At 64.2% G+C, this 25,785-nt stretch carries 23 protein-coding genes; 8 read left to right on the top strand and 15 right to left on the bottom strand.

The window, feature by feature from the left end; translation table 11 throughout:
• The first annotated feature begins 18 nt into the window (after positions 1 to 18).
• Together ilvD and ilvA are read left to right on the top strand one after the other, a co-directional pair.
• Positions 19 to 1,860: a dihydroxy-acid dehydratase gene (ilvD, locus tag AACW18_RS20630; protein WP_218292076.1), complete on the top strand. Its 1,842-nt coding sequence runs from the start codon at positions 19 to 21 to the stop codon at positions 1,858 to 1,860.
• Between the two features lie 3 nt (positions 1,861 to 1,863).
• Positions 1,864 to 3,402, top strand: coding sequence for a threonine ammonia-lyase, biosynthetic (gene ilvA, locus AACW18_RS20625; protein WP_218389707.1), 1,539 nt, complete (start codon positions 1,864 to 1,866; stop codon positions 3,400 to 3,402).
• 39 nt (positions 3,403 to 3,441) lie between these two features.
• On the opposite strand, the gene AACW18_RS20620 is transcribed toward ilvA, so the two are convergent.
• Complete coding sequence (locus tag AACW18_RS20620) at positions 3,442 to 4,317, bottom strand: DMT family transporter (protein WP_218389706.1); 876 nt, start codon at positions 4,315 to 4,317, stop codon at positions 3,442 to 3,444.
• 501 nt (positions 4,318 to 4,818) lie between these two features.
• Between AACW18_RS20620 and ompA the strand changes: the two genes are divergently transcribed.
• Positions 4,819 to 5,940, top strand: a complete 1,122-nt coding sequence (gene ompA / locus AACW18_RS20615) for a porin OmpA (protein ID WP_218389705.1) — start codon at positions 4,819 to 4,821, stop codon at positions 5,938 to 5,940.
• A gap of 65 nt (positions 5,941 to 6,005) precedes the next feature.
• On the opposite strand, the gene priA is transcribed toward ompA, so the two are convergent.
• Positions 6,006 to 8,213, bottom strand: coding sequence for a primosomal protein N' (priA, locus tag AACW18_RS20610; protein ID WP_218389704.1), 2,208 nt, complete (start codon positions 8,211 to 8,213; stop codon positions 6,006 to 6,008).
• A gap of 147 nt (positions 8,214 to 8,360) precedes the next feature.
• Here priA and rpmE point away from each other — a divergent pair, with 147 nt between their 5' ends.
• The 3 genes from rpmE to AACW18_RS20595 all read left to right on the top strand — a co-directional run bounded on the left by rpmE (position 8,361) and on the right by AACW18_RS20595 (position 11,549).
• Positions 8,361 to 8,576 carry a 50S ribosomal protein L31 gene (rpmE, locus tag AACW18_RS20605; RefSeq protein ID WP_042654428.1) on the top strand — a complete coding sequence of 72 codons (216 nt, stop codon included), beginning with the start codon at positions 8,361 to 8,363 and terminating at the stop codon, positions 8,574 to 8,576.
• 116 nt (positions 8,577 to 8,692) lie between these two features.
• A complete protein-coding gene (locus tag AACW18_RS20600) occupies positions 8,693 to 10,126 on the top strand; it encodes a DUF2867 domain-containing protein (protein ID WP_042654479.1) in 1,434 nt (477 codons plus the stop codon).
• 178 nt (positions 10,127 to 10,304) lie between these two features.
• The gene (locus tag AACW18_RS20595; RefSeq protein ID WP_218292071.1) at positions 10,305 to 11,549 is read left to right on the top strand and encodes a malic enzyme-like NAD(P)-binding protein; all 1,245 of its coding nucleotides are present in this window, start codon (positions 10,305 to 10,307) and stop codon (positions 11,547 to 11,549) included.
• A 94-nt stretch (positions 11,550 to 11,643) separates the two neighbouring features.
• On the opposite strand, the gene AACW18_RS20590 is transcribed toward AACW18_RS20595, so the two are convergent.
• The 4 genes from AACW18_RS20590 to trmA all read right to left on the bottom strand — a co-directional run bounded on the left by AACW18_RS20590 (position 11,644) and on the right by trmA (position 15,245).
• Entirely contained in the window at positions 11,644 to 11,856 is a 213-nt protein-coding gene (locus tag AACW18_RS20590; RefSeq protein WP_218389703.1) for a hypothetical protein, read from the bottom strand.
• Between the two features lie 54 nt (positions 11,857 to 11,910).
• On the bottom strand, positions 11,911 to 13,236 hold the full coding sequence (gene rstB / locus AACW18_RS20585; protein WP_218389702.1) for a two-component system sensor histidine kinase RstB: 1,326 nt from the start codon (positions 13,234 to 13,236) through the stop codon (positions 11,911 to 11,913).
• Between the two features lie 63 nt (positions 13,237 to 13,299).
• A complete protein-coding gene (gene rstA, locus AACW18_RS20580; RefSeq protein WP_042654478.1) occupies positions 13,300 to 14,004 on the bottom strand; it encodes a two-component system response regulator RstA in 705 nt (234 codons plus the stop codon).
• A 134-nt stretch (positions 14,005 to 14,138) separates the two neighbouring features.
• Positions 14,139 to 15,245 carry a tRNA (uridine(54)-C5)-methyltransferase TrmA gene (gene trmA / locus AACW18_RS20575; RefSeq protein WP_218292067.1) on the bottom strand — a complete coding sequence of 369 codons (1,107 nt, stop codon included), beginning with the start codon at positions 15,243 to 15,245 and terminating at the stop codon, positions 14,139 to 14,141.
• Between the two features lie 169 nt (positions 15,246 to 15,414).
• Between trmA and AACW18_RS20570 the strand changes: the two genes are divergently transcribed.
• Entirely contained in the window at positions 15,415 to 16,542 is a 1,128-nt protein-coding gene (locus tag AACW18_RS20570) for a DUF5610 domain-containing protein (protein WP_218292066.1), read from the top strand.
• A gap of 95 nt (positions 16,543 to 16,637) precedes the next feature.
• Positions 16,638 to 17,171 (top strand): ATP--cob(I)alamin adenosyltransferase, encoded by a 534-nt coding sequence (locus AACW18_RS20565; protein ID WP_042654422.1) that lies wholly within the window; start codon positions 16,638 to 16,640, stop codon positions 17,169 to 17,171.
• Positions 17,172 to 17,218: 47 nt separating this feature from the next.
• Here the strand turns inward: AACW18_RS20565 and malZ are convergent, their stop codons facing one another.
• The 9 genes from malZ to AACW18_RS20520 all read right to left on the bottom strand — a co-directional run bounded on the left by malZ (position 17,219) and on the right by AACW18_RS20520 (position 25,717).
• The gene (malZ, locus tag AACW18_RS20560; RefSeq protein ID WP_218389701.1) at positions 17,219 to 19,048 is read right to left on the bottom strand and encodes a maltodextrin glucosidase; all 1,830 of its coding nucleotides are present in this window, start codon (positions 19,046 to 19,048) and stop codon (positions 17,219 to 17,221) included.
• Positions 19,049 to 19,168: 120 nt separating this feature from the next.
• Entirely contained in the window at positions 19,169 to 20,017 is an 849-nt protein-coding gene (locus AACW18_RS20555; protein ID WP_218389700.1) for an HDOD domain-containing protein, read from the bottom strand.
• Between the two features lie 69 nt (positions 20,018 to 20,086).
• Complete coding sequence (locus AACW18_RS20550; protein WP_218292062.1) at positions 20,087 to 20,506, bottom strand: META domain-containing protein; 420 nt, start codon at positions 20,504 to 20,506, stop codon at positions 20,087 to 20,089.
• Positions 20,507 to 20,810: 304 nt separating this feature from the next.
• Positions 20,811 to 22,172 (bottom strand): molecular chaperone, encoded by a 1,362-nt coding sequence (gene yegD / locus AACW18_RS20545; RefSeq protein ID WP_042654418.1) that lies wholly within the window; start codon positions 22,170 to 22,172, stop codon positions 20,811 to 20,813.
• A gap of 102 nt (positions 22,173 to 22,274) precedes the next feature.
• Entirely contained in the window at positions 22,275 to 23,264 is a 990-nt protein-coding gene (locus AACW18_RS20540) for a 2-hydroxyacid dehydrogenase (protein ID WP_218329642.1), read from the bottom strand.
• Between the two features lie 77 nt (positions 23,265 to 23,341).
• Positions 23,342 to 23,806, bottom strand: a complete 465-nt coding sequence (locus AACW18_RS20535; protein ID WP_218329643.1) for a CreA family protein — start codon at positions 23,804 to 23,806, stop codon at positions 23,342 to 23,344.
• Positions 23,807 to 23,822: 16 nt separating this feature from the next.
• Entirely contained in the window at positions 23,823 to 24,272 is a 450-nt protein-coding gene (locus AACW18_RS20530) for an Mpo1 family 2-hydroxy fatty acid dioxygenase (protein ID WP_218389699.1), read from the bottom strand.
• A 143-nt stretch (positions 24,273 to 24,415) separates the two neighbouring features.
• On the bottom strand, positions 24,416 to 25,279 hold the full coding sequence (locus AACW18_RS20525) for a hypothetical protein (RefSeq protein WP_218389698.1): 864 nt from the start codon (positions 25,277 to 25,279) through the stop codon (positions 24,416 to 24,418).
• Positions 25,280 to 25,330: 51 nt separating this feature from the next.
• Entirely contained in the window at positions 25,331 to 25,717 is a 387-nt protein-coding gene (locus tag AACW18_RS20520) for a TraR/DksA family transcriptional regulator (protein WP_042654413.1), read from the bottom strand.
• Positions 25,718 to 25,785: the final 68 nt, after the last annotated feature.

Here is a 25,785-nt window from a genome sequence, read left to right as displayed (position 1 = left end):
ATTCAGGGAGTAGAGACAATGCCGAAGTTGAGATCCGCCACCACCACCCACGGACGTAACATGGCCGGGGCCCGTGCCCTCTGGCGCGCCACCGGCATGACCGATCAGGATTTCGGCAAGCCCATCATCGCCGTGGTCAACTCCTTCACCCAGTTCGTGCCCGGTCACGTGCACCTCAAGGATCTCGGCCAGCTGGTGGCCCGGGAGATCGAGGCGGCCGGTGGCGTCGCCAAGGAGTTCAACACCATAGCCGTGGATGACGGCATCGCCATGGGCCACGGCGGCATGCTCTATTCGCTGCCCTCCCGCGAATTGATCGCCGACTCCGTGGAGTACATGGTCAACGCCCACTGCGCCGACGCCATGGTCTGCATCTCCAACTGCGACAAGATCACCCCGGGGATGCTGATGGCCGCCTTGCGCATCAACATCCCGGTGATCTTCGTCTCCGGCGGCCCCATGGAGGCGGGCAAGACCAAGCTGTCGGATCAGATCATCAAGCTGGATCTGGTGGACGCCATGATCCAGGGTGCCGATCCCAAGGTGTCCGACGCCCAGAGCGATCAGATAGAGCGCAGCGCCTGTCCCACCTGCGGCTCCTGCTCCGGCATGTTCACCGCCAACTCCATGAACTGTCTGACCGAGGCGCTGGGTCTATCCCAGCCGGGCAACGGCTCCATGCTGGCGACTCACTCCGATCGGGAGCAGCTGTTCAAGCTGGCCGGCCAGCGCATCGTCGCCTTGGCCAACCGCTACTACCTGCAGGATGACGAGAGCGCCCTGCCGCGCAACATCGCCACCAAGGCGGCGTTCGAGAACGCCATGGCGCTGGACATCGCCATGGGCGGCTCCACCAATACGGTGCTGCACCTGCTGGCGGCGGCCCAGGAGGCCGGGGTGGACTTCACCATGACCGACATCGATCGCATGTCCCGCCGGGTGCCCCAGCTGTGCAAGGTGGCCCCTTCCACCCAGAAGTACCACATGGAAGACGTGCACCGCGCCGGTGGCGTGGTCGCCATCCTGGGCCAGCTGGAGAAGGCCGGGCTGGTGCACGGGGATACCCGCAACGTGCTCGGCACCAGCTTGCACGAGCTGCTGGAGCAGTACGACGTCAGCCGCTGCGATGACAAGGCGGTGCACGACTTCTATCGCGCCGGCCCGGCCGGCATCCGCACCACCAAGGCGTTCAGCCAGAGCTGCCGCTGGCCCGAGCTGGATCTGGACCGTGCCGAGGGCTGCATCCGCTCGCTGGACAACGCCTACAGCCTGGAAGGCGGCCTGGCCGTGCTCTCCGGCAACCTTGCCCTGAACGGCGCCATCGTCAAGACCGCCGGGGTGGATGAAGAGAACCTCTGCTTCCGCGGCCCGGCCCGGGTGTTCGAGAGCCAGGACACCGCGGTGGCCGGCATCCTGGATGGCACAGTGCAGGCCGGTGAGGTGGTGGTGATCCGCTACGAAGGGCCCAAGGGCGGCCCCGGCATGCAGGAGATGCTCTACCCCACCACCTATCTCAAATCCATGGGGCTCGGCAAGGCGTGCGCGCTGATCACCGACGGTCGTTTCTCCGGCGGCACCTCGGGCCTCTCCATCGGTCACGTCTCCCCCGAGGCGGCCTCCGGCGGCACCATAGGCCTGGTGGAGGATGGCGACATCATCAACATCAACATCCCGGCCCGCAGCATGGTGCTGGAAGTCGCTGACAGCGTGCTGGCCACGCGCCGCGCCGCCGTCGAGGCCCGTGGCTGGAAACCGCTGAACCGTCAGCGTCAGGTCTCCTACGCCCTGCGTGCCTACGCCATGCTCGCCACCAGCGCAGATAAAGGCGCGGTGCGCGACCTCAGCAAGCTGGAGGAATAGGACATGGTTTCAGCGGCAGATTATCTACGCAAGGTGTTGCTCTCCCCCGTCTACGAGGCGGCTCGGGTGACCCCTCTGCAGACCCTTAAAAAATTGTCCGAGCGATTAGGTAACCACGTCAGCCTGAAGCGGGAGGACTTGCAACCGGTGCACTCCTTCAAGCTGCGCGGCGCCTATCACAAGATCGCGACCTTAAGCGCCGAGCAGAAGGCGAATGGCGTGGTGGCGGCCTCGGCTGGAAACCACGCCCAGGGGGTGGCGCTGTCGGCGGCCAAGCTCGGCATCAAGGCCATCATAGTGATGCCCAAGACCACGCCGGACATCAAGATCGATGCGGTGCGCCGCCTGGGTGGCAACGTGCTGCTGTTTGGCAACAGCTTCGACGAGGCCTACGGCGAGAGTCGCCGCCTCGCCGAGCTGGAGGGCTATACCCTGATACCGCCGTTCGACGACGTCGAGGTGATCGCGGGCCAGGGCACCATCGGCAAGGAGCTGCTGGAGCAGGATACCCACCTCACCCACGTGTTCGTGCCGGTGGGCGGCGGCGGCCTGGCCGCCGGGGTGGCGGTCTACATCAAGCAACTGCTGCCGGACGTGAAGGTGATAGGGGTGGAAGCGGAGGGCTCCGCCTGCCTCAAGGCCGCGCTGGCGGCCGGTGAGCCGGTCAACCTGGAGCGGGTCTCGCTGTTTGCGGACGGGGTGGCGGTCAGGCGCATCGGTGAGGAGACCTTCCGCCTCTGCAACCAGTATCTGGACGAGGTGGTGACCGTCTCCAACGACCAGATCTGCGCCGCCTTGAAGGACATCTTCGACGACTGCCGCGCCATCGCCGAGCCGTCGGGTGCACTGTCGCTGGCGGGGCTCAAGGCCTACAGCGAGCGGGAGCAGGTCAAGGGCGGCCGGATGGCGGCCATACTGTCCGGCGCCAACGTCAACTTCCACAGCCTGCGTTACGTGTCGGAGCGCTGCGAGATCGGCGAGAAGCGCGAGGGCATGCTGGCGGTGACCATCCCCGAGCGCAAGGGGGCCTTCCTCGACTTCTGCCGTCAGCTCGGGCCACGCATGGTGACCGAGTTCAACTACCGCTACGCGGATGCCGTGCAGGCCTCGCTGTTCGTGTCGGTGCGCCTCACCGGCGGCGACGAGGAGCTCGGCCAGATCATCGATCAACTTGGTGGCAACGGTTACCCCGTGGTCAACATGACAGAGAGCGAGCTGGCCAAGAACCACGTGCGTTACATGATTGGCGGCCGCCCTGCCCGGCCCCTCGGTGAGCGTCTCTACAGCTTCAAATTCCCGGAGCAGCCGGGCGCCCTGATGCGCTTCCTGGAGACCCTGGGCTGTCGCTGGAACATCAGCCTGTTCCACTACCGCAACCACGGTGCAGACTACGGTCGGGTGCTCTGTGCCTTCGAGCTGCCGGACGAGGACGTGGCCGCCTTCCACGACTACCTGCGCGAGATTGGCTACGGCTGGAAGGAGGTGAGCGACGATCCCGCCTACCGGCTGTTCCTGGCGAGTGGCGATGAACGCATGAAGTGATTAAAAAGAGGGAAGTATCAACTTCCCTCTTTTATATTTTCACGAGAGCACTTTTTCAGATGTGCGCCGAGTTGGTAGATTGAATAGCTTGATAGAGGCGATGACTATTAGTGCCCCCATAATAGTTGTTGTTGTAATTTCAGTATCGAAAGCAATGAAATCAAAGAGCATGGTTAATATTGGCACCAGATAGAAGAGGACGCTGACCTTGCTTGCCGAGTTTCTCTGGATCATATAGAACAACAGTAATACGGCCCCGGTGGAAACGACCACTATCATCCATGATAAGGAGAAGACGAAGTTTGGGGTCCAGTTCACATGCCATCCGATAACGAAGGAAGTGGCTACGAAGACGATGGAGGCACAACCATTCTGGATCATGCCTGACTCCAGTGGCGTTATGGGGATCGTCTTCTGGCAGAGAGAACCTATGCTGATTGCCATTACCGAGAGGAGCGCAAAGATAACACCCAAGGGAGTGACATGACTGACATCTTTGGCTCCAAAGATCGCAAGTCCCAGGCCTGAGAAGCCGATCATAAGAATCAGTAGTTTATAGGGTGATGCCTTATCTCCACCGAGCAATATGGTCAGAATGGGTTGCAAACCGAGGACGATGGAGACCAGACCCGGCGAGAGTTCATAACGAATGGACAAGAAATAAAAGGCTTGGTAGAAGACCTGCAACAGGAGGCCTGTTACCACCACTCTGGCAAGTATGCTTGGTGTTAATTTTGTTTTACTCTTTATTTTAAAACAGAGATAGATCATCCCCATCAGTAGAAATGCACCTGTAGCCCTAAGGGTCAGGAAGGACCACACAGATGCGTTCTCCAATCCCATCTTGACGAAGATGGCACCACTACTCCACATCAATAAAAATAAAATAGGAGCTAATCGTTCCAGATAGTTCATGTGTCCAGGTGCCTGTTATCGATTCATGGTGTAATACAGTTTCACCGCTGAGTGAGTCATATTTATTCTGCGGTCTTGGGCGCGTACGAGGCACGGAACCAATCACTAGACATTTATTGGTATTTGTCTTTGGCAGGCGTATCCCATCAAATGCCCTTTGTCATAAATACATCGAGACATTCCTATGCGGATAACATCATTATTATTTGGATGTTATCCGAACGATTGATGGGGGTCAAACGGATTTGATTATGGTCTGGCATATGCAATGCAGCCATGATCAAAGGACGACAGGGTACTGGGCGAATGGGGTCTATTTCCTTGAATATCAGGAAGAAGGCCGCCTTGGTCTCAGAATGTAAGCGAGCTCACACTCCCGAGAGTTTTGTCATTTGAGGCTTGCAACAGATGGGATAATCTCAGTGTGAGGCTTGGGTTCTGGGCCTCGTCAGGGAAGAGAGACGCCAGCGCGTCATAACAATTCATTGCAGGGGCTCATCCATGAACAAATCTACGCTCGCCGTCCTGATCGGCGGTCTGATGGCTACGGGGGCGCTGCAGGCCGCGCCGCAAGACAACACCTGGTATGCCGGTGGCAAGGCCGGTTGGTCCAATTTCTACGGGGTGGATTACGACGATCAGGTCAAGGAGGTGCTCGATACCTTCGATCCCGGTCAGGATCACAGTGACCTCGGCCTTGGTGCCTTCGTGGGCTATCAGGTCAACAGGAACGTGGCCGTCGAGCTGGGGTATGACTGGCTCGGCAAGTATCAGGTCGATCAGCGCTTCAGCAGCAATGGGGTCGAGGCGGGACTGGATGGGGAGGCCAAGGCGCAGATGATCCAGGCCACCATGAAGATCGGCTTCCCGGCGACCGAGACCCTGGACATCTATGGCCGGCTGGGGGGGGCCTACGCCTGGACCGATAGCTCCATCAGCGCCTGGGCCAACGATGGCACCAGCAACCTCACCGAGTCGGGTGGCGGCAAGTATCACGGCGCCGCCTTCGTCGGCGCACTCGGTCTGGAATATGCCATCGACAAGGATTGGTCCGCCCGCCTCGAATACCAGTACACCACCCCGCTCGGCAAGACCTCGCTCGATGAGTCCGGCATAGAGCTGGACAACGGCCTGCTGGCGGTCGGCATGGTCTATCACTTCAACCAGGTCGGCGATGAACCCGTGGCCCCGACCCCACCCCCCGCCGCTGTCGTGGCGCCCGTGCTGGTCGAGAAGCAGTTCAGCCTGAACTCGGATGTGCTGTTCGAGTTCAACAAGGCGACCCTGAGACCCGAGGCGAGCCAGGCGCTGGATAGTCTGTTCGCCCAGATAGTGGCCGCCAACCCGAAAGACGGGGTCGCGACCGTGATCGGTCATACCGACAGGCTGGGGTCCGACGCCTACAACCAGTCCCTGTCTGAGCAACGTGCCCGCAGCGTGGCCGACTACCTGGTCGCCAAGGGACTGTTTGCCGACAAGGTGCGGGCCGAGGGGCGCGGTGAGTCGGCCCCGGTGACCGGGGGCAGTTGTGGCGAGCAGTCGAGGCAGGCGCTGATCGCCTGTCTGGCGCCGGATCGCCGGGTCGAGGTGCGGCTGGAGGGGGTCTCACAGCCCGCGCAATAAGGGGCTGATGCAGAGACAACAAGGGGGCGCAGGCCCCCTTGTTGTATGCCCGCACCGGGTTCAACTTAGTTCAACTCGGTGGGGTCTATATCCAGGCTCCAGCGCACCTTCTTGGTCTCGGGCCAGCCGTCCAGCTCCTTGACCGCCCAATCCAGCAGCTGCGCCAAGGGGGCCCGGTTCGGCCCCTGCACCAGCAGCTGCATCCTGAACTTGCCCGCCTTGCGCTCCATGAAGCCGCTGATGGGCCCCAGCACCTGCACATGGGGATACTGGGCGCTGCGCAGGGTCTCGGCGAGCCGGCCGAGGAACAGCTGCACCTCGTCGCGGCCGTTGGCCTCGGCCCGGAACAGCCCCTGATAGCTGAACGGCGGCAGCCCCAGCAGGCGGCGCTCCTTGAGTGCCGTGTCGGCGAAGTGACCGTAGCCGTTCTGGGTCAGATCCTGCAGCAGGGCGTGCTCCGGGTGGTGGCTCTGCAGCACCACCAACCCTGGCTTGCTGGCGCGCCCGGCGCGGCCCGCCACCTGGGTGTAGAGCTGGGCCAGCTTCTCGGCGGCGCGAAAATCGGCGCTGAACAGGGCGCCATCCACGTCCAGCAGGCCGACCAGAGTCACATCCGGGAAGTGGTGGCCCTTGGCCAGCATCTGGGTGCCGATCAGGATCTTGTACTTGCCCGCCTTGATGTCGCCGAGATGGGTCTCCAGCTCGCCTTTACGGCGGGTGTTGTCCCGGTCGATACGGACCACAGGGTACTGGGGGAAAACGGTGGTGAGCAGCTGCTCAAGCTGTTCTGTGCCGACTCCGGAACCGATCAGCTCGTTGCTGCCGCACTCCGGGCAGTGGTGGGGCAGCGGGCGTATGCTGTCGCAGTGGTGGCAGTGCAGCCGGCGCCCGGCCTGATGCCAGGTGTACCAGGCGTCGCAGCGCTCGCAGGCGGCACTCCAGCCGCACTGGTGGCAGATAAGCGACGGGGCATAGCCGCGGCGGTTGAGAAACAGCATCACCTGGTTGCCGGCCGCCAGGTGCTCCGCCATCAGCTGTTCCAGCTGGGGGGAGAGCCCGGCCTGCAGCCGCACGCTCTTGATGTCGAGGATCACCTGACGGGCGGTCTGGGCGTTGCCGGCGCGCCGGGTCAGGCTGAGGTGGTGATACTTGCCGCTGCGGGCGTTGTGCAGCGTCTCCAGCGAGGGGGTGGCCGAGCCGAGCAATATGGGGATGCCGGCGCGATGGGCGCGCATCACCGCGAGATCCCGGGCGTGATAGCGGAAACCGTCCTGCTGCTTGAAGGAGCCGTCGTGCTCCTCGTCGATGATGATGATGCCGAGATCCTTGAAGGGGGTGAACACCGCAGAGCGGGTGCCGATCAGGATGGCGGCGCCGCCATCGCGGCAGGCGAGCCAGGCATCGAGCCGCTCCCTGTCGTTCATGGCGGAGTTCATCGCCACCACGGGCACCTGGAAGCGGCGCCGGAAGCGGTTGATGGTCTGGGGGGTGAGGCCGATCTCCGGCACCATCACCAGCGCCTGCTTGCCCGCCCTGAGCAGGGGTTCGAGGATGCTTAAGTACACCTCGGTCTTGCCGGAGCCGGTGATGCCGTCCAGCAGGAAGGCGCCGAACTGGTCGCTCTGACTGGTGATGGCGGAGACCGCCAGCGCCTGCTCGCCGTTGAGGCGCAGCCCCTCGCCCGCCTCGAAGCGGCTCGCCCAGTCCCCCTCATGGCTCGGCTCCAGGCTGCGTCTCTCCAGCAGCCCCTTCTTCTCCAGCGCGGTGAGCGCCGCACTCTGGATCTCCTCCTGCTTGAGCGCAGAGGGGGTCTGCGGCCCCTTGCGCAGCAGGGCCAGGGCCTGCTGCTGCTTGGCGGCACGCTTGAGCTCGTTGAGATCGATCGCCATCCCGGCGTCGGTGGCAAACCAGAACTCCAGCTCCCGGTAGGCGGCGGGCTCGCCCTTGCGCACCAGCACCGGCAGGGCGTGGGGCAGCACCTCGCCCAGCGGATGCTGGTAGTAGTTGGCACTCCACTCCATCAACGCCAGTATGTCCGGGCCCAGCACAGGGGCGCTGTCCAGCACCCGTTTGATGGGTTTGAGCTTGGCGCGGGGCACCTGACTCTCGCCAGGATGGGCCACCACCAGGCCGACCAGGGTCTGGGGGCCGAAGGGGATCTCGACCCGACAACCGGGCGCAGGCAGGGGCAAGGGGGAGAGATAGTCGAAATGACGGCGTAAGGGTACCGGCACAGCGACACGAACCAGATCAAGCGTTTGCGATGAATCCACCAGGGGTTGCCTATTTTTTCTGCGAAGCCACTTGCCTGAACTCAGGCATTTCCTATATTATTCGCAGCCTTTGAAACTGTGTTCAACAATCGTGTGGTGTCCGACAAGAGATCGGATGGCGACACGGCCTGATAATCGAGGTTGTCCATGAAAGCTAATATCCATCCTGAGTACGTCGCCATCACCGCCAAGTGCTCTTGCGGTAACGTCATCAACACTTTCTCTACCCTGGGTAAAGATCTGAGCCTGGACGTGTGTTCCGCGTGCCACCCGTTCTATACCGGCAAGCAGAAAGAAGTTTCTAGCGGCGGCCGCGTAGACAAGTTCAACAAGCGTTTCGGTGGTCTGACTGCCAAGAAGTAATCTTACTTCTGAAGAATTCTGAAAAAGGCGCCCATCGGGCGCCTTTTTTATTGGTTGGCGTTCTGTATTGAAGCGGTTTGCCCTATGGTGTTGGCTCAATCATGGGAGAAGAACAGATGCGCACATGTCTGGTGATGGGGGCGGCCGGTTATATCGGATCTTATCTGGTGCCCCACCTGCAAACGCTGGGCTACCGGGTCATCGCCGGGGCCCGCCGCCCCTGCCGGCTGCCGGAGGGGGTTGAGTTTCGCCTCGCCGACAGCCTCAAGCCCATCACCCTGCTGCCCGCCTTGGCCGGGGTCGACACCGTCTTCTATCTGGTGCACGCCATGGGTGCCGGCGCGGGTTTCCACCGGCTGGAGCAGCAGGGGGTGAAGAACTTCGCCGCCGCCGCCCGCGCCGCCGGGGTGCGCCGCATCATCTATCTGGGCGCCATCCAGCCGGAGCGCTGCAACAGCCGCCACCTCAACTCCCGCCGCCATTGTGGCGAGCTGTTTCGCGAGGCGGGGGTGCCGACGGTGGAGCTGCGGGCCGGCATCATCATAGGGCCCGGCTCCGCCGCCTTCGAGGTGATGCGGGATCTGGTGTTCAACCTGCCGATGATGGTCACCCCCAAGTGGGTGCGCTCCCGCACGCCGCCCATCGCCTTGTCCAACCTGCTGCACTACCTGGGCGGGCTGGTGGAGGCCGAGGGGGTGGATGGCTTGGTGCTGAACGCCGTGGGCCCCGAACTGCTCAGCTATCAGCAGCAGTTGCAGAAGTTCGCCGCCCATATAGGCAAGCGCTTCCCGGTCATCCCCATCCCCTTCCTGAGCCCAAGGCTCTCCGCCTGGTGGCTGCAATTTGCCACCTCGGTGCCCCAGCCGGTGGCCAAGGCGCTGGTGGGTGGCCTCAAGCACGACATCCCGGCCGAGGGGGGCCAGCTGCAGAGCCTGCTGCCCCAGACTCTGCTCAGCTTCGACGAGGCGCTGACCGAGACCCTGGCGCTGGAGCAGCGACTCGGGGCCGAGCAGCAGGGGGAGGAGACGCCGCTGGGCCTGCGCTGGCGCCATCCCGAATACGGTTTCTATGATCGCACCGCCAGCGGGGAGGCAGTCTGCCTCGCCGGCCCTGAGGTGGTGTGGCAGGTGCTGCAGCAGCTGGGGGGCGAGCAGCGCTACTTCTACATGAACGAGCTGTGGGTGGTGCGCGAATGGATGGATCACCTGATCGGTGGCCCGGCCCGCACCCGCGGCCGCACCAACCCGGATCGCTTCGTGAAGGGGGACATGCTGGACTCCTGGCAGATCCTCGGGGTGGACGAGGGACGCAGGCTGGATCTGCTGTTCAACATGAAGGCCCCCGGGGTGGGGCGGCTGGAGTTCAACATCTTGCCGGAGGAGTCCGGCCTGACCCGGCTCAAGGTGACCGCCCACTGGCATCCGCAGGGCGCCTGGGGGCTGGCCTACTGGCTCGCCATGCTGCCGTTCCACCTGTTCATCTTCCAGGGGATGACGGAGGCCATCGCCCGTCAGGCGGAGGCGCGGGCCGGCATACCCGTGATGGACTGAAACCATATCTATAACTAAATAGGTATTTGTAGTTGGTGTGACATGCTAATAACTGGCATGTCAGTGGCTCGTGGCAATATTTTCTACTGTGAAAGCCCGCTGGTTTTCTTTATGATCCCCAGCCCTCGCCGTCGGCGAGCCATGCACCACTACATTCATTTCCGTATCGGGGTCCCCCATGTCCGATCTGCGTCAGCAAGCGCTCGATTATCACGCCCAGCCCGTTCCCGGCAAGATTGCCATCGCCCTCACCAAGCCTGCCGAAACCGCCCATGATCTGGCGCTGGCCTACAGCCCGGGCGTCGCCGAGCCGGTGCGCGAGATCGCCGCCAACCCGGAAGATGCCTACCGCTACACCGGCAAGGGCAATCTGGTGGCCGTCATCTCCAACGGCACCGCCATCCTGGGGCTGGGCAATCTGGGCCCGCTGGCCTCCAAGCCGGTGATGGAGGGCAAGGCCCTGCTGTTCAAGCGCTTCGCCGGCATCGACGCCATCGACATAGAGGTCAAGCACGAGACCAGCGCGCAGTTCATCGACACTGTGGCGGCCATCGCCGACACCTTCGGTGGCATCAACCTGGAAGACATCAAGGCGCCGGAGTGCTTCGAGATCGAGCAGGCGCTGATCGCTCGTTGCGACATCCCGGTGTTCCACGATGATCAACACGGCACCGCCATCGTCACCGCCGCCGGCCTGCTCAACGCGCTGGAAGTGCAGGGCAAGCGCATCGAGCAGAGCCGCATCGTCTGCATGGGCGCCGGCGCGGCCGCCACCGCCTGCATGGATCTGCTGATCAAGTGCGGCGCCCGCCCCGAGCACATCTTCATGCTGGATCGGCAGGGGGTGATCCACAGTGGTCGCACCGATCTGAACCAGTACAAGCAACGTTTCGCCAACGACACCCCACTGCGCACCCTGATGGAGGCGATCGAGGGGGCCGATGTGTTCGTCGGCGTCTCGGGCCCGGACGTGCTGCCGGCCGAGGCGGTGGCCCTGATGGCGCCGCGCCCGGTGATCTTCGCCTGCTCCAACCCGGATCCCGAGATCAAGCCGTCGCTGGCGCACTCGGTGCGCGATGACCTCATCATGGGCACGGGCCGCTCCGATTATCCCAACCAGATCAACAACGTGCTCTGCTTCCCCTTCATCTTCCGCGGCGCGCTGGACGCCCGCGCCAGCCGCATCAACGACGCCATGAAGATCGCCGCGGTGGAGGCCATTCGCGGCCTGGTCAAGGAGCCGGTGCCGGCCGAGGTGCTGACTGCTGCCGGGGTGAGTGAGCTGAGCTTCGGCAAGGATTACGTTATTCCCAAGCCGATGGATGCCCGCCTGTTGCCGCGGGTGGCCCGCGCCGTGGCGCTGGCCGCGGTCGAGTCGGGGGTGGCCCGCGTCGCGTTGCCGGCGGACTACATGCTGGACTGAATCGCGGATCGAGCCCCAGGCTCGCCAGCGGTAACAACAGAAGGGGCCCCGTATTGGGGCCCCTTCTCGTTAAGGCAAAGCCGAACTGTTGTTATCAGGCCTTGGGGGTTGCAGCCGTGGGTTTGGCCTTGGCGGTAGGCGCGACGGCGGTGTGGGCTGCCTTGTGGTGGTGTTTTTTCACGACCTTGGTCTGAGTCGCATGGGTGGCCGGGGTGGCCGGGGTCGCCGGGGTGGCGGTGGCGGCCATGGTGAAGCCGGAGGTCAGGGCGAAGACAGCGGCCAGGCTCAGGGGGATCAGCTTGTTCATATTCCAGTTCCTCGTTCGGGTTGATGGTATGGAGCTTTTCTCCATGGCTTCATCCTAGGGCTGTTCCCGATCCGCTTCAGTGAGTGGCTGGTGACGGTTTGTATCCAAATGTACCGGCAGCCGCAGGCAGAAGCAGGCGCCGCTCGCCGCAGGCAACAGCTGCACCTCGCCGCCGTGGTGGCGGGCTATGCTGCGCACTATGGCGAGCCCGAGCCCGGCCCCGCCGGTGCGCCTGTCCCGGCTCTGATCCAGTCGCACGAAGGGCTCGAAGATCTGGGGCGCGAGCGCGGGCTCTATGCCGGGGCCGTCGTCGCTCACCATCAGCAGATAGTCATCCTGTTGCCGCGCCATGCTCAGGCTCACCCGGCCGGCCGCGTGGCGCAGGGCATTGCCGATGAGGTTCTCCAGCGCCCGCTCCAGCAGCCTGGCATCCCCCCGCCAGGGCAGTGGCCCCGGGGGGATAGCGAAGTCGAGTCGCTTGTCCGGCCGCAGGGCCTGCCAGTCCCCCAGCCGTTCCCGGGCCCAGCCACCCAGCTCCAGCTCGCTGCACTGCAGCGGCAGGGACGGGCGATCGAGGCGGGCGTAGGTGAGCATCTCCTCGATGAGGGAGTCCAGCGCCCCGAGGTCGCGCTCCAGCCCCTGCCGATCCACCTCGTTCGGTGGCGGCTCCAGCATGGCGAGCCGGTAGCGCAGCCTGACCAGGGGGGTGCGCAGCTCGTGGGCGATGGCGTCGGTCAGCTGCTTGCGACTGGCCAGCATGGCCTGCAACTGCTCGGCCATCTGATCGAAGGTGCGGCCGACCCTGGCCAGGCTGCTGCCGGCGGGCAGGCCGGTGCGGCTGGAGAGATCGCCGTCGCCGACCCGGCGCGCGGTCTGCTCCAGCTGCTGCAGGCCGCGCCAGTGGGGCCGCAGCCAGAGCAGGATGGGCAGGCCGAGGGAGAGGCCGATGAGCAGCAGCAGGCCCACGTCGACCCAGTGCAGCTCGTGCAGGTAGGAGAGATAGGGCACGGGGCCGACGATCAGCACCTGATCGGTCTTGGGAATGCGCTGCAGGAAGGTGTCGTCCTCCTCGACGATGACGATGTTGCCCGCCTCGAGGAAGGCCTGATCGTCGCTGGCCAGCGGCTGGTTGGCGAGGGGGCCTATCTGCAGCGGCAGGTTGAGCTGACGGCTCTGCTCCGCCATGCGGGCGTGCCAATGCTCGGCCGGCAGCCGTGCCAGCTCGCCGGTGAGCAGGCCGAGGGAGCCTTGCATCATGCGTTCAAGATAGCGGTCACCGGCCCGCTCGGCGCTGACCTGATAGACCAGGCCGATCAGCAGGATGGCGAGGCCGAAGCAGCCGATCAGCAGCAGGTAGAACTGGATAAACAGGCGACGCATGGGCGCTCTCCCTGTGGGCAGAAGTGGGGGCTGGCCGTCGGCACTGGGCCGCCAGGCGCCCGATCAGTCCCAGGCCTGGGGGACCAGCAGATAACCCTTCTGGCGTACCGTCTTGATCCGGGTCGGGTTGTTGGGGTCATCCCCCAGCCGGCGCCGCAGGCGGGAGATGGCGACGTCCATGCTGCGATCCTGGCCGTCGTAGTCGCGCCCCCGCAGGCTGCGAAACAGCGCCTCCCGCCCCAGGATCTGGCCGGCGTGGCAGGCCAGCTCCCACAGCAGATCGAAGTCGGCGGTGGAGAGTGGGATGCTGGTGCCAGCCAGCCGCACGTCCCGGCCCGGGCCGTCGATCTGCAGGCGGCCGAACTGCAGGCGCTGGGGCGGTGCGCTGGGCACGGCCGCGGCTGGCGCCCCCTGCTGGCGGAACTGGACCCGCAGCCGGGCCAGCAGCACGGGCGGTGGCGTGGTCTTGAGGATGTAGTCGTTGGCCCCCAGCTCGAGGCTGAGGATCTGGTTCATGTCGCTGTCGAGCGAGGTGAGCATGACGATGGGGCCCTGGAAGCGCGGCCGCAGATCCCGGCACAGGGAGAGCCCGTCCTGACCCGGCAGCATGATGTCGAGCAGCACCAGATCCGGCTGCTCGGCCAGGACTCTGGCCAGCGCCAGATCGCCTCGGGTCTCCAGCAGGACCTCGATATCGTGGCGGCCCAGCCAGCTGCTGATGAGCTGGCCTATCTCGGGATCATCTTCAACAAAGAGAACGCGTGGCATGGTGGCGTGACACCCCGGCAATGGCGCGGATGCGCGTGCCGCCAGCATAACGGCTCCCCCCGCTCTCTGCACCGGGATAAATAATCAAACAGGGCCCTTGGGCCCTGTCGTCATATTGGTTGCTGCCGCCTGTGTTAACTCGCCTTGCGCTTCAAGTAGACCCCGGCTTCCATATGATGGGTCCAGGGGAACTGGTCGAACAGCGCGAAGCGGGCGATCTCGTGGGTCTCGCCGAGGACCTGCATGTTGGCCTGCAGGGTCTCGGGGTTGCAGGAGATGTAGAGGATGTTGTCGTACTCCTGCACCAGCTTGACCGTGGCGTCGTCGAGCCCGGCACGGGGCGGGTCGACGAAGATGGTGTTGCACTGGTAGCTCGCGAGATCGACCCCCTTGAGGCGGTTGAACTCCCGCTCGCCGCGCATCGCCATGGTGAACTCCTCCGCCGACATGCGCAGTATGATGACGTTGTCCACCCCGTTGGCGGCGATGTTGAACTGGGCGGAATCCACGCTCGGCTTGGCGATCTCGGTGGCCAGCACCTTGCGGAAGTTCTGGGCCAGGGCGATGGAGAAGTTGCCGTTGCCGCAGTAGAGCTCCAGCAGGTCACCCTCGCTCCCCCTGGTCACGTCCAGCGCCCAGCCCAGCATCTGCTGGTTAATCTCGGCGTTGGGCTGGGTGAAGCTGTTCTCCACCTGCTGATAGATGAGTTGGCGGCCCTGCACCGTCAGCCGCTCGATGACGAACTCCTCCCCCAGGCAGATCTTCTGCTTGTGGGCGCGGCCGATCAGTCGCAGATCGAAGCCCTTGGCGCGCAGCTCGGCCTGCAGCGCCTCGGCCACGGGCTGCCACTCGGCCTCGAGCCGGCGGTGGTAGAGCAGGCTGACGCAGAGCTGGCCGGAGAGGGTGGAGAGGTAATCGATCTGGAACAGCTTCTTGCGCAGCACCGGGTGCGGGCGCAGGCCCTCGAGCAGCACCGGCATCAGCTGGTTGATGAGGCGGCTGGCGGTGGGGAACAGGTCGACCCGGATGATCTCCTTGGTGGCCGGGGCATACATGCAGTGGAAGAGGTCATCTCCCTCGTGCCAGATGCGGAACTCGGCGCGCATCCGGTAGTGCTCGGCGGGCGAGGCATGCACCTCCAGCGCGGGCGGATTGCAAGCGGCGAACAGCTCGATGAGGCGGGCGCTCTTCTCGTCGAGCTGGGCCTGGTAGTCGGCGGGAGTCCGCTGGGATTGGGTCATTGATACCTCGCATGCACCGGGCAGGGCCGGACAGAAACCGGGGGAAGGCCAGAGGCCATCCAAAGGGGCCAGATTGTAAAAGGCGGGCGCAGATTCTCCAAGTTTTTATGGTCAAGAAGTGTGCAGTCAGGCCGATAACCGATCCACCACCATGGCGGGAGGAAGGATTATGCAGATAGATGGCGTGGGCGCGGCCCAACCCAAGGGAGTGGGTGCCTCCCCCAAGGCACCTCAGCAGGCGGCGGCAAAGCAGGCGGAGGAGGGGGAGGCGGTCACCCTGAACCGGCCGCCCAAGTGGGCGCAGGTGCTGATCCAGCAGGCGCTGCAGTTCACGCTTGAGCTGCATGGCCAGCGCTATCAGGCGCCCAAGAATCAGGAGTTCAAACTGAACCCGCCGGAGGCGATCACCCCGGAGACCCTGTTCGACTTCCAGTCGGTGGCGGACAACGTGCTGCAATTTGTCAGCGGGCGGTTGGGGGCAGCGCGCTCGGATGGCAAGAGCGATGACGAGCTGGCCGAGATGATGGCGCAGGCGCGCAAGGGGGTCGACATGGGCTTCAGCGGCGCCAGGGAGCAGCTCGGCGACTGGGCCACCGACAACGAGGAGATCAAGACCGGCATCGATAAGAGCTACAAGCTGATCCAGGATGGGCTGGAGTCCTTCGAGCAGGAGTTCTTCGGCGAGGTCTCGACCACGGATCTGGGGGCGGCCAAGATGGCCAGCCGGCAGCAGGCCTTCCTCGAGATAGAGACCCGGGACGGGGACCAGCTGATGCTGCGCTTCAGCGACAGCTGGCAGTTCAAGTCCCGCCGTGAGGAGGGCTTCAGCCTGAAGTCGAGCCAGAGCTTCGACTTCTCGCTGCAAGGGGCGCTCAGCGGCGACGAGATGGAGGCCATCGGCAAGCTGGTCAAGGGGCTGGACGATCTGGCCGGCCAGTTCTTCGGCGGGGATGACAAGACGCTGGCGGACAGGCTGAACGCGCTGCAACTGGATGACAGCCAGCTGGCCTCCTACTCCCTCAAGCTCAGGCAGAGCAGCAAGCTGAGCCAGGCCTATCAGGGGGCTCACTCATTGCAGGAGAGCCTGAAGCCGCTGGCGGACTATCTGCCCCTGCTGAGCCAGTGGCAGCGAGGGGCCGATGCCGCGCTGCCGGCTTCCTCACAGCAGGCGCTGACGCCGGCGGTGCTGGCGGCGCGGGGGCAGGCCGATCCGGCCCAGAGCGCGGGCTTCGTCGGCTTCAATCAGCGGATGCTGGAGGCCATGAGGCTGCTCGGCCAGCAGATGGCGACGCGCTAACCTGGCGCCATCGCCCCTGTCGACCCTGGGTACGGGTCGTTTGCCAGTCCGGGCCCGGGCTGGCAAACTGCCCTTTTCTCCAGCCAGAAGATGCCATGAACCCCAAGAAACCGAGAGACAAGCGCGAGCTCTGCTACCCCTTCATCTTCGAGACCCAGTTCCAGTGCGACTACGAGATCGCCACCGACGAGCTCTGCTGTCAGGTGGGGGCCGTGCTGGCGCAGCTGGCACCCAAGGCCGATACCGAGGCCATGCTGGCCGATCTGGGGGCCCTGCAGCGGCTCATCTACAACCTCAACGGCTCGGTGCGCGGCAAGCTGGGGATCTTCGAGGCGGATCTGGACTGGTTGAAGGGGCGTTACGATCACTACAACGAGGCGAGTCGTGGCCGGGTCACCGGCTTCGTGCTGCCCCAGGGGCCGCAACCCATCCCCACCCTGCATCTGTGCCGTTGCGGCAGCAAGAAGGTGGTGCGGCTGCTGGTGCGACTGGAGGAGAGCGGCGTGCGCTTCGATCCCATCCTCTACCGCTTCGCCAACCTGCTCGCGAACTTCTTCTTCGTGCTGACCGTCTACCTCAAGCAGGCCTGGGACGTGCCGGAAGTGCCCTACGTCAGCATCAACTACTGAGCCTGAGCGCCAATAAAAACCGGAGCATCTGCTCCGGTTTTTTTATCTCAGCTCGAGAGCAGCACCCTGGCCGAGTTGGCCGGGATGGTGAGTTGCAGCTGGCCCTGCACCACCTCGAACTTGTCGCCGTTGAAGGCGTCGGTGAAGCGGCTGGCGGGGCTGGCGGTCTGCCACAGGGGCAGGCTGATGGTACGCGGTTCGGTGGGGTGGCGGTTGCAGGCCACCACCACCTGATCGCTCTGCAGGGTGCGGGCGAACACATAGCTGTGGGGGCCGGCGTAGAGGGTCTGGATGTCACCCCGGCGCAGGGCGGGCCGCTGCTTGCGCAGCTGGATCAGGCGCCGATAGTGATCGTGCAGCACATGATCCCAGTCGGTGGTCTCCCAGGGGAAGCAGCGACGGCAGTCCGGATCGTTGCCGCCGGAGAGGCCCACCTCGTCGCCGTAGTAGATGGACGGCACGCCTATGTAGGTGAGCAGCAGGGTGGCGGCCAGCCGCATGCGCTGCTTGTCTTCCCCCAGCAGGTGGAGGAAGCGGGCGGTGTCGTGGCTGTCCAGCAGGTTGAACTGGGCCAGCTGGTTCTTGAACGGGATGTGGGCCCGCGCCAGCTTGAGCCAGCTGTCCAGCTCCTCGGCGCTGATCCTGATGGGGTGGTAGGCGATGTCTTGCCCCGCCAGGAAGGCGCGCACCGGGTGGGCGAAGCCGTAGTAGTTCATGGCGCCGTCCTCCTGATCCCCCTGCAGCCACTGGCTCGCCTCGAAGAAGTGCTCGCCGAGCACGTAAGCATCCGGGTTCTCCTGCTTCACAGCGCCACGAATGGCGCGCACATGGCCGCTGTTGCCCATGGCCGAGCCCCGCTCCCCCAGCATGTGGATGACGTCGAAGCGCCAGCCGTCGATCTGGTAGGGGGCGCGCATCCAGTAGCGCAGGATGGCGTTGTCGGCGCGATAGACGGCGTCCTGTACCTGGGCGCTGGCGAAGTCGAGTTTGGGCAGGCTGCGGATCCCCTTCCAGCTGACGTAATCCCCCTCCTGATCGAAGGTGTAGAAGCTGCGCCAGGGGGAATCCGGGTTGCTCTTGGCCCCCAGCGGCGGGCAGAACCAGGGGTGTTCGGTCGAGGTGTGGTTGACCACGGCATCCAGGATGATCCTCATGCCGCGCTGGTGCAGGTTGCGGGTCAGCTCGGCGAACTGGGCATTGCTGCCGAGGTGCGGGTCGACGCCGTAGTAATCCTGGGTGTCGTACTTGTGGTTGCTCGGCGAGTCGAAGATGGGGTTGAGGTAGAGCGCCGTGATGCCGAGGGACTGCAGGTAGTGCAGCTTGGCATCGATGCCCGCCAGATCGCCGCCGTAGAACTCACAGGCGGCATGCCCTTCCTCGTGCCGGCTGACCGGCTCTCCCCAGGCCTTGCTGATGACGGCCCTGCCCCGGTATTCGTACTCGTGATGACGCACGCTGAGGGAGGGATCGCCGTTGCAGAAGCGGTCGGGGAAGATCTGGTAGAACACCTGATCCTGCACCCAGGCCGGCGGCTGATGCAGGCTGTTGAAGCGAAAATGCTGCTCGCGCGGCGGCATGGAGGCGCTGACGCCGGCCCCGTGCAGCCACCACTGCTGCTCATCGGTGAGGCACTTGAAGCAGTAGAGGTGGATGTCCTGCCCCCTGGCCAGCGGCAGCTCGACCTGCCAGACCTGCAGCCGATCCCGGGTCGAGACCGGGGTCATGGCCAGCAGGTACTCCTCGTTGTCCGGCTCGTGGCGCAGCCACACCTCCCGGATCGGGCTGTCCAGCTCGCTGAACAGGGTGAGCAACAGGGCATCGGCACGCTCTTTGAACCAGGGTGCCACCTGGGGGTGAAACAGGAAGGGAGGAGTCATGATGTCTACTGCGTCAGAAGGTCGGCGAGGGCCATATTACTACCCTGTTCGTGAAGTTGTGGGTGTTGACCGACCAGAGTGAGGCGGGGATCGGACCCGCTCTGGTCGGCCGCCATGGAGCTACTGGGTCAGCAAGTCGGCGAGGGCGTTGCCCTGTTCATGGAGCTGTTCGAGCTGGTCCGTCAGGGTGCTGGGATCCAGCCCGAGCTGGTCGGCGAGCGGCGTGGGGAAGCGGGCTATGATGGCCTGAGCCGGCACCCCGGCATGCCAGGCGAAGGAGACGAAGACGGCGAGCCGGATTAGCACCGCCTCCTTGCTGACCGGCTGATAGGAGAGCGGGTCCAGTTGCTGGGAGATGGCGTCGACGAAGGATTCCGACAGGTTCCAGCGCCGCGCCAGCTCGGCGCCGAGCTGGGCATAGTCGTAGCCCAGCATCTCCCGCTGGGCCTCGACCCGGCTGCTGCCCTTCTCGATGGCCAGGCTGATGAGCTCGGCCTCCTCCGGCAGGGTGCTCTGGATGAGCAGTTCGCCGATGTTGTGGATCAGCGCGCAGGTGAAGGCGGTCTCCGCATCCACCACCTTGGTCTGCAGGGCCAGGGTGCGGGCTATGGTGGCGACCTGGAAGGTCTGGGTCCAGAAGCGGTTCTTGTCGAAGCTGGGGGGGGCCTTGAAGCTGCTGATGATGCCGGAGGCGACCACCACGGAGCGCAGCCGGTTGAAGCCGAGCCGGATCACCGCCTGCTCGATGGAGGTGACCTCGTTGCCCCGGCGCAGGGCGGCCGAGTTGGCCATCCGCAGCACCTTGACGCTGATGACCTGGTCCATGGCGATCTTGGCCGCGATCTCGTCGATGCGGGCATTCTCGTCGCTGAAACTCAGCATCAGCTCGTGCAGTAGCTGCGGGATTGTGGGCAGTTGCTTGATCTTGCCAAACAGGCGATCCATCGACATGGCTGAGGCAGCCTCCATTGCGAACAGTGCCTCATAGTGTGCCACAGGCTGGCCAGTTGTTCCTGTCGGCGAGTGGTTTTGTGAGCCCTAGTACACCCAATCGCGCAGCTGGTATTCCAAACGGTGCCGTTTCCCCTGCAGGATCAGGGTCTGGGGAGTCCCACTCAGGCTGGCTCCCTCCATCAGGGTAACGATGACCGCCTGCTCTATGCTGTCGAGCTGGGGCTGGCAGGCCATGGCCGTGCTGCCGAGGCTGGTGACCCAGAATCTGTTGCCCTCGAGGTGGCCCTGGCCGAAGTAGCGGTTGCAACCGGCGATGCCGTTGACGGTGAAGTGCTCACCTATCTCGATATCGGGCGGGTTGACGCGGGCGCTGGCGATGGGCTGACCATCCAGCTTGTCGAGCACCCAGTGGTGGTGCTGCAGATCTTGCTGGACGAAGACGGGGGTACTGCTGCAGGCACTGAGCAGAAGCAGGGCGAGCAGCAGTAGCAGAAATCTGGGCATCGAAGGGGCTCCGGTGATGGGAGCGACAAGCATACCCTCGGCGCTGCCTGCGGGGCAGGGCGGCGGAGGGGGAGCCCGACTGCTTCTGTCGCCCTCATGGGCGGGGGGGTGTCGGCAAATGGCAACACCCGGTCCGGCTGAGCCTCGAGTTTGGCAGCAGGGGCCCCAGCGTGGCCTCAGTTGGCGAACAGCCGCTCGGCGTAACGGGCTAGCCCCGCGGCCACCGAGCCGACGTCTCCCCCTTCCAGCGCATATGGCCGGCAGTTTCTGGCGGATTAAGGCCCGGACAGCGCGAATGGGCTCGTCAGTTGGCGAACAGCCGCTCGGCGTAACGGGCGAGCCCCGCGGCCACCGAGCCGAAGTCATCCCCCCCTTCTAGCGGGATAGTGGGCAACTTCTGGCGGATGAAGGCGGCGATCAGCGGCGAACGGGCGCTGCCGCCGGTGACGAAGATCCGATCCGGCTGCACGCCGGCGGCGGCAATGGCCTGATCCATCAGCTCGCCGATCTTCTCCAGCAAGGGTGCCGAGGCGCTGGCCAGCTGCTCGCGGCTGAGTTCCGCCTCCAGCCCCTTCTCCAGCTCGCTCAGGGATTGCTGATTGAGCTGGTGGTCTGACAGCGCGATCTTGCCCTGCTCGGCGCGCCACACCAGCTGGTGGCTCAGCTTGTGGGCGCGCAGGCAGGCGAGCCGCGCCAGCTTGCTGCCGGGCTGGCTGTCGAGCTGCAAGTCCTGCAGCTGGCGGGCGGTATCCAGGCTGTAGAAGCGGCTCTGGGCGCTGACGTCGTTGATGGCGGCCGCATCCCAGAACAGCGGATGGGGCAGCGGCTTGCCGGTCTTGAGGGTCTCGTGCATGCCGAGCAGCGGCATCATGCCCTCCACCGTCAGGCGGATGTCGAAGTCGTTGCCACCGACCCGCTGGCCACTGTGGCCGAGCAGGTCGCCGCTGCGATCCAGCCGATCGCGATGGCTCGGGCCCATGCGCAGCATGGAGCAGTCGGTGGTGCCGCCGCCGATGTCCACCACCAGCACCACGGCATCCTCGCTGAGGCGGGCCTCGAACTCGAAGCCGGCCGCCACCGGCTCATAGAGAAATTCCACCTGCTCGAAGCCGGCCAGCCGGGCCGCCTCGGTCAGGATGGCGATGGCCTGGCGGTTGCTCTCCTCCCCCGCCAGCCCCTGGAAGTTGACCGGGCGGCCGATCACGGCGCCGCGCACCGGTTGGCCGAGCTGCTGCTCCGCCTCCTCGCGGACCCGCAGCATCATGGCGCAGACGATGTCCTCGAACAGGGCGATCTGGGGGGCCTTGAGGCCGTAGGCGCCGAGGAAGGACTTCGGCGACTTGATGTAGTAGCCGTCGTCCGGCTCCTCCAGGTAGCGCTCCAGTGCCGCATTGCCGAAGCTGAGCTCGTCGATGAGCCCCTCCTCGCGCATCTGGCGCCGCACCGCCTGGGCCCGGGTCACCACGGGGCCGCGCAGCTTGAGGTACTCGGTCTGCCGGGCAGGGGTCAGCCGTTCGGCCAACAGGCCGGCGATGGCATCCCTGTGGGGGGCGTGCAGGGTGGAGGGGAGGTAGCGGGAGCCTGACAGGGTCAGCAGCCGGGGGCTGCCTTGTTCCATCACGGCAACGGCGCAGTTGGAGGTACCGTAATCAAATCCGATAAACATGGGCGGCCAGGCTCCTGCATAAAAAAGGGCTGGTAGCCTACCCGAAGGCGCCGGGTCTCACAACCCGGCGCGCCTGAATGACGGACTAAATGCGCGGAATGCTTACTCCACCTCGTTGTCGCTGCGGCCCTGCTGCTCGATGGCCTGGATGTTGCTGAGGGTGGTATCGGCGATGGCGTGCAGCGCCTCCCGGGTCAGGAAGGCCTGGTGACCGGTGAACAGCACGTTGTGGCAGGCGGAGAGGCGGCGGAACACATCGTCGGTGATCACCTCGTTGGACTTGTCGGAGAAGAAGAGATCTTCCTCCTCCTCGTACACGTCCAGCCCCAGGGCGCCGATGCGGGCGGTCTTGAGCGCCTCGATGGCGGCGTTGGAGTCGAGCAGGCCGCCGCGGCTGGTGTTGATGATCATCACCCCGTCCTTCATCTTGGCGAAGGCCTCCTTGTTCAGCAGGTGATAGTTCTCCTTGAACAGGGGGCAGTGCAGGCTGATGACGTCGGACTGGCGGAACAGGGTGTCGAGATCCACGTACTCGGCGCCGAGATCCAGCGCGGCCTGGTTCGGATAGGGGTCGCTCACCAGCAGGCGCATGCCGAAGCCCTTGAGGATGCGCAGGGTGGCGATGCCTATCTTGCCGGTGCCGACGATGCCGGCGGTGCGGCCGTGCATGTTGAAACCGACCAGCCCTTCCAGCGAGAAGTTGGCGTCGCGGGTGCGCTGGTAGGCCTTATGGATGCGGCGGTTGAGGGTCATCATCAGGCCGACCGCGTGCTCGGCCACCGCCTCCGGGGAGTAGGCGGGCACCCGCACCACCTTGAGCCCCAGCTCCTTGGCGGCGACCAGATCCACGTTGTTGTAACCGGCGCAGCGCAGGGCGATCACCCTGGTGCCGTTGGCGGCCAGTTCGGTCAGCACCGCCCGGTCGGCGTCATCGTTGACGAACAGGCAGACCACGGGGAAGTGGTGGGCGAGGCGGGCGGTCTTGGCTTCCAGCCGTACGTCGAAGAACTCCAGCTCGAAGCCGTACTGGCTGTTGGCCTGATTGAAGTGTTCCTTGTCATAGCTCTTGGTACTGAAAACGGCGACTTTCATGATGCGCTCTCCGCAGATATCGATGTAGTTAAATTACAACAGCTTGAGGTGTTGAGCACGGGATAAATGGTGGGGGATCAGCCCCAGGGCATGATGGGAACCGCACTCACCGCGCTCTTGTAAGAACCATCTACCAATTTGGTGCTGTAAGTCAGGTAGACCAGGGCGTTGCGTTTTTTGTCGTAAAAACGCACCACTTTCTGCTCCTTGAACACCAGCGAGGTGCTGACATCGAACACCTCTTCCCCCGCCTTCAACTTGGCGGGCAGGGTGATGGGGCCAATCTGGTGGCAGGAGAGGGAGGCATGGGAAGGATCCTCCGCCAGCCCCAGCCCGCCCTTGACGCCGCCGGTCTTGGGGCGCGCCAGATAGCAGGCGACGCCATCGATGCGGGGATCGTCGAACGCCTCCACCAGGATCTTGTGGTTGGGGCCGACCAGCTTGAAGGCGGTGCTCACCTCGCCGACGGGATCGGCCTTGTCCGCGAGGGCGGGGCCGGCGAGCAGGGCGACGAGCAGCAGCAGGGGACGACGGTACGACATTGAGACTCCTCCCGGCCTATCGGTAAGACAGGCCCAAACGACTGTAGAGACTGGCCAGCACCCAGGCGGGGCCGATCAGCAAGAATTGCAGGTCGGCGAGGAAGGAGGGGCGCTTGCCCTCGATCCGGTGGCCGACAAACTGGGCTATCCAGAGCAGCACGAACACGACCAGCGCCGGCAGCAGCAGGGGCCCCTGCCACAGGGCGCAGGCCACCAGCCCCAGGGCGGTGAACCCCGCCATGCCCCAGAACAGCGGGCGTGACAGGCGCAGGTAGAACAGCAGCACCGGGATGGCCGCCAGTATTGCCCAGTTGAGCCCGAATGGCAGGGGTCCCCTCGGCAGGCACCAGAGCAGGGCGAGCCCGCACAGGTAGATGCCGGGGACCGCCACCTTGTGGATCGCCACATTGGTGGGGTGGCGGTGGCTCTGACCATAGTCGCCGAACCAGTCATCGAGTCGTTTCATGGCACCTCCCTGGTGCTGTAAGTGAAACTCATGGCCCGCCTCTCCCTGGCGGGCACCAGACCTGTTGTGGCCTCATGGGGTCACAGGCTGTGATCGTGCTGTGTCACTGCCCTGCCGGAAGATCGTCTCCCTGCGTCAGCGCTTTACTGCCCTTGCCGGGGCGGATATTCCCAATATTGGGCCGGGATGCTCCTGAGCAAGGGGGTCATGTCCGGATTGACCAGCGGAATGGTCAGGCGTTGCTCCAGGTTCGCGCTGGCCAGGGCCTCGCGGACCTTGGGATTCTCCCGGAAGAACTGCATGAAGCTGCCATCGGCGTAGGCGCGCTCCAACCCGGTCTGGATCGCCTTGGCCAGCTTGGGGGACTCGGGGCTGACGAAGAAGAACTCGGCGAAGGGGTAGCGCAGCAACAGGTGTTGCTCGATGGTGAGGTTGGGGTATTGGGCCAGCAGCTCATGGCTCTCGGCGTAGACCTCCACCAGGCCGCGGGGGAAGAAGTCGAGTTTGTCGCCGTCGTTGATGAGGCGGAACAGGTTGCTGTAACGGCCCGCGTAGGTCGGAATGCCCGCCAGCTCCAGGATCTTGTTGTCTGCCCAGCCGACGCCCTGAGCCGCCTTCATGCGCTTGAGGTCGGCCAGCGAGCCGACCTGATTGAACTTCTCCTGGGCATCGCGATGGATGAAGGCGATCCTCAACCCTTCCAGGCCACGGAACAACGGGATGGGGATGGGGATGAGGGCGGATTCGAGGGTGCTGGAGGTACCCATCCAGAACACGTTGATGGTTTTGCCCTTGCGCAGCTCTTGCTGCAGGCTGTACTGATTGAGATTGAGTTCGACCCGCTCCAGCTTGAACGGCTGACCGGCGTGGTTGAGTGCCAGTTCCAGCAGCTTGAGCTGGTATTCGTTATCGAGGTCGTTGATCGGCCGGCTGGGGACCTTGACGGTGAGAGTCTGTGCTTGTGCCAGCAACGGCAGGCACAAACACAGATTGATGAGCCATTTCACTCTCTGCTCTCCTGATAGATTCCGGGACTTGCCCGGAGTCTATCAGAAGAATCAGGCGACGCGACGGAACACGTGGGTATCGTTGAATTCCTTGGTGCTCTGGCATTCGACGCAGAAACGGGACTCAGGACGAGCCTGCAGTCGCTTGAGGGAGATCTCGTCACCGCAGGATTCGCAGTAGCCAAATTCCCCTTCATTGATGCGTTTCAACGCCCCTTTCAGCTTGCGCAGATGCAACTTGTCGTGCTCGATGCGGTTCAGCTCCAGACGGCGGGCTTCCTCGATGCTGGCACGGTCAATTTCATCAGCCATCTCGTTGGTATCGGTGGCGATGGCCTGGCTGGCTTGGGAGTTGAGACGATCTTCGAGTTCGACGATTTGTCGCTCGATCTGACCCTTGTAAAAGGCCAGTTGGTCTTCAGTCATGAAATCACACATAGCGTTTACTACCAGTCAGTTTCCCAATTTTCCCTATTTATGGGGGCTGTCTGCTTGCAGACCAAGCC

Source organism: Aeromonas sp. sia0103 (assembly GCF_963895295.1).
In the GTDB taxonomy this organism is placed as follows: domain Bacteria; phylum Pseudomonadota; class Gammaproteobacteria; order Enterobacterales; family Aeromonadaceae; genus Aeromonas; species Aeromonas encheleia.
This window is presented reverse-complemented; position numbering and strand designations above follow the sequence as displayed.

Bases quoted from the DNA above. Each gene is read 5' to 3' on its own strand.
- AACW18_RS20530 (WP_218389699.1), bottom strand. From the start codon at position 24,272: ATGAAACGACTCGATGACTGGTTCGGCGACTATGGTCAGAGCCACCGC.
- AACW18_RS20555 (WP_218389700.1), bottom strand. From the start codon at position 20,017: ATGGAGGCTGCCTCAGCCATGTCGATGGATCGCCTGTTTGGCAAGATC.
- AACW18_RS20590 (WP_218389703.1), bottom strand. From the start codon at position 11,856: ATGAACAAGCTGATCCCCCTGAGCCTGGCCGCTGTCTTCGCCCTGACC.
- AACW18_RS20620 (WP_218389706.1), bottom strand. From the start codon at position 4,317: ATGAACTATCTGGAACGATTAGCTCCTATTTTATTTTTATTGATGTGG.
- AACW18_RS20535 (WP_218329643.1), bottom strand. From the start codon at position 23,806: ATGTCGTACCGTCGTCCCCTGCTGCTGCTCGTCGCCCTGCTCGCCGGC.
- rstB (WP_218389702.1), bottom strand. From the start codon at position 13,236: ATGCGTCGCCTGTTTATCCAGTTCTACCTGCTGCTGATCGGCTGCTTC.
- AACW18_RS20540 (WP_218329642.1), bottom strand. From the start codon at position 23,264: ATGAAAGTCGCCGTTTTCAGTACCAAGAGCTATGACAAGGAACACTTC.
- rpmE (WP_042654428.1), top strand. From the start codon at position 8,361: ATGAAAGCTAATATCCATCCTGAGTACGTCGCCATCACCGCCAAGTGC.
- ompA (WP_218389705.1), top strand. From the start codon at position 4,819: ATGAACAAATCTACGCTCGCCGTCCTGATCGGCGGTCTGATGGCTACG.
- malZ (WP_218389701.1), bottom strand. From the start codon at position 19,048: ATGACTCCTCCCTTCCTGTTTCACCCCCAGGTGGCACCCTGGTTCAAA.
- AACW18_RS20570 (WP_218292066.1), top strand. From the start codon at position 15,415: ATGCAGATAGATGGCGTGGGCGCGGCCCAACCCAAGGGAGTGGGTGCC.
- ilvD (WP_218292076.1), top strand. From the start codon at position 19: ATGCCGAAGTTGAGATCCGCCACCACCACCCACGGACGTAACATGGCC.
- trmA (WP_218292067.1), bottom strand. From the start codon at position 15,245: ATGACCCAATCCCAGCGGACTCCCGCCGACTACCAGGCCCAGCTCGAC.
- AACW18_RS20550 (WP_218292062.1), bottom strand. From the start codon at position 20,506: ATGCCCAGATTTCTGCTACTGCTGCTCGCCCTGCTTCTGCTCAGTGCC.
- rstA (WP_042654478.1), bottom strand. From the start codon at position 14,004: ATGCCACGCGTTCTCTTTGTTGAAGATGATCCCGAGATAGGCCAGCTC.
- AACW18_RS20520 (WP_042654413.1), bottom strand. From the start codon at position 25,717: ATGTGTGATTTCATGACTGAAGACCAACTGGCCTTTTACAAGGGTCAG.
- AACW18_RS20600 (WP_042654479.1), top strand. From the start codon at position 8,693: ATGCGCACATGTCTGGTGATGGGGGCGGCCGGTTATATCGGATCTTAT.
- AACW18_RS20595 (WP_218292071.1), top strand. From the start codon at position 10,305: ATGTCCGATCTGCGTCAGCAAGCGCTCGATTATCACGCCCAGCCCGTT.
- ilvA (WP_218389707.1), top strand. From the start codon at position 1,864: ATGGTTTCAGCGGCAGATTATCTACGCAAGGTGTTGCTCTCCCCCGTC.
- yegD (WP_042654418.1), bottom strand. From the start codon at position 22,172: ATGTTTATCGGATTTGATTACGGTACCTCCAACTGCGCCGTTGCCGTG.
- AACW18_RS20565 (WP_042654422.1), top strand. From the start codon at position 16,638: ATGAACCCCAAGAAACCGAGAGACAAGCGCGAGCTCTGCTACCCCTTC.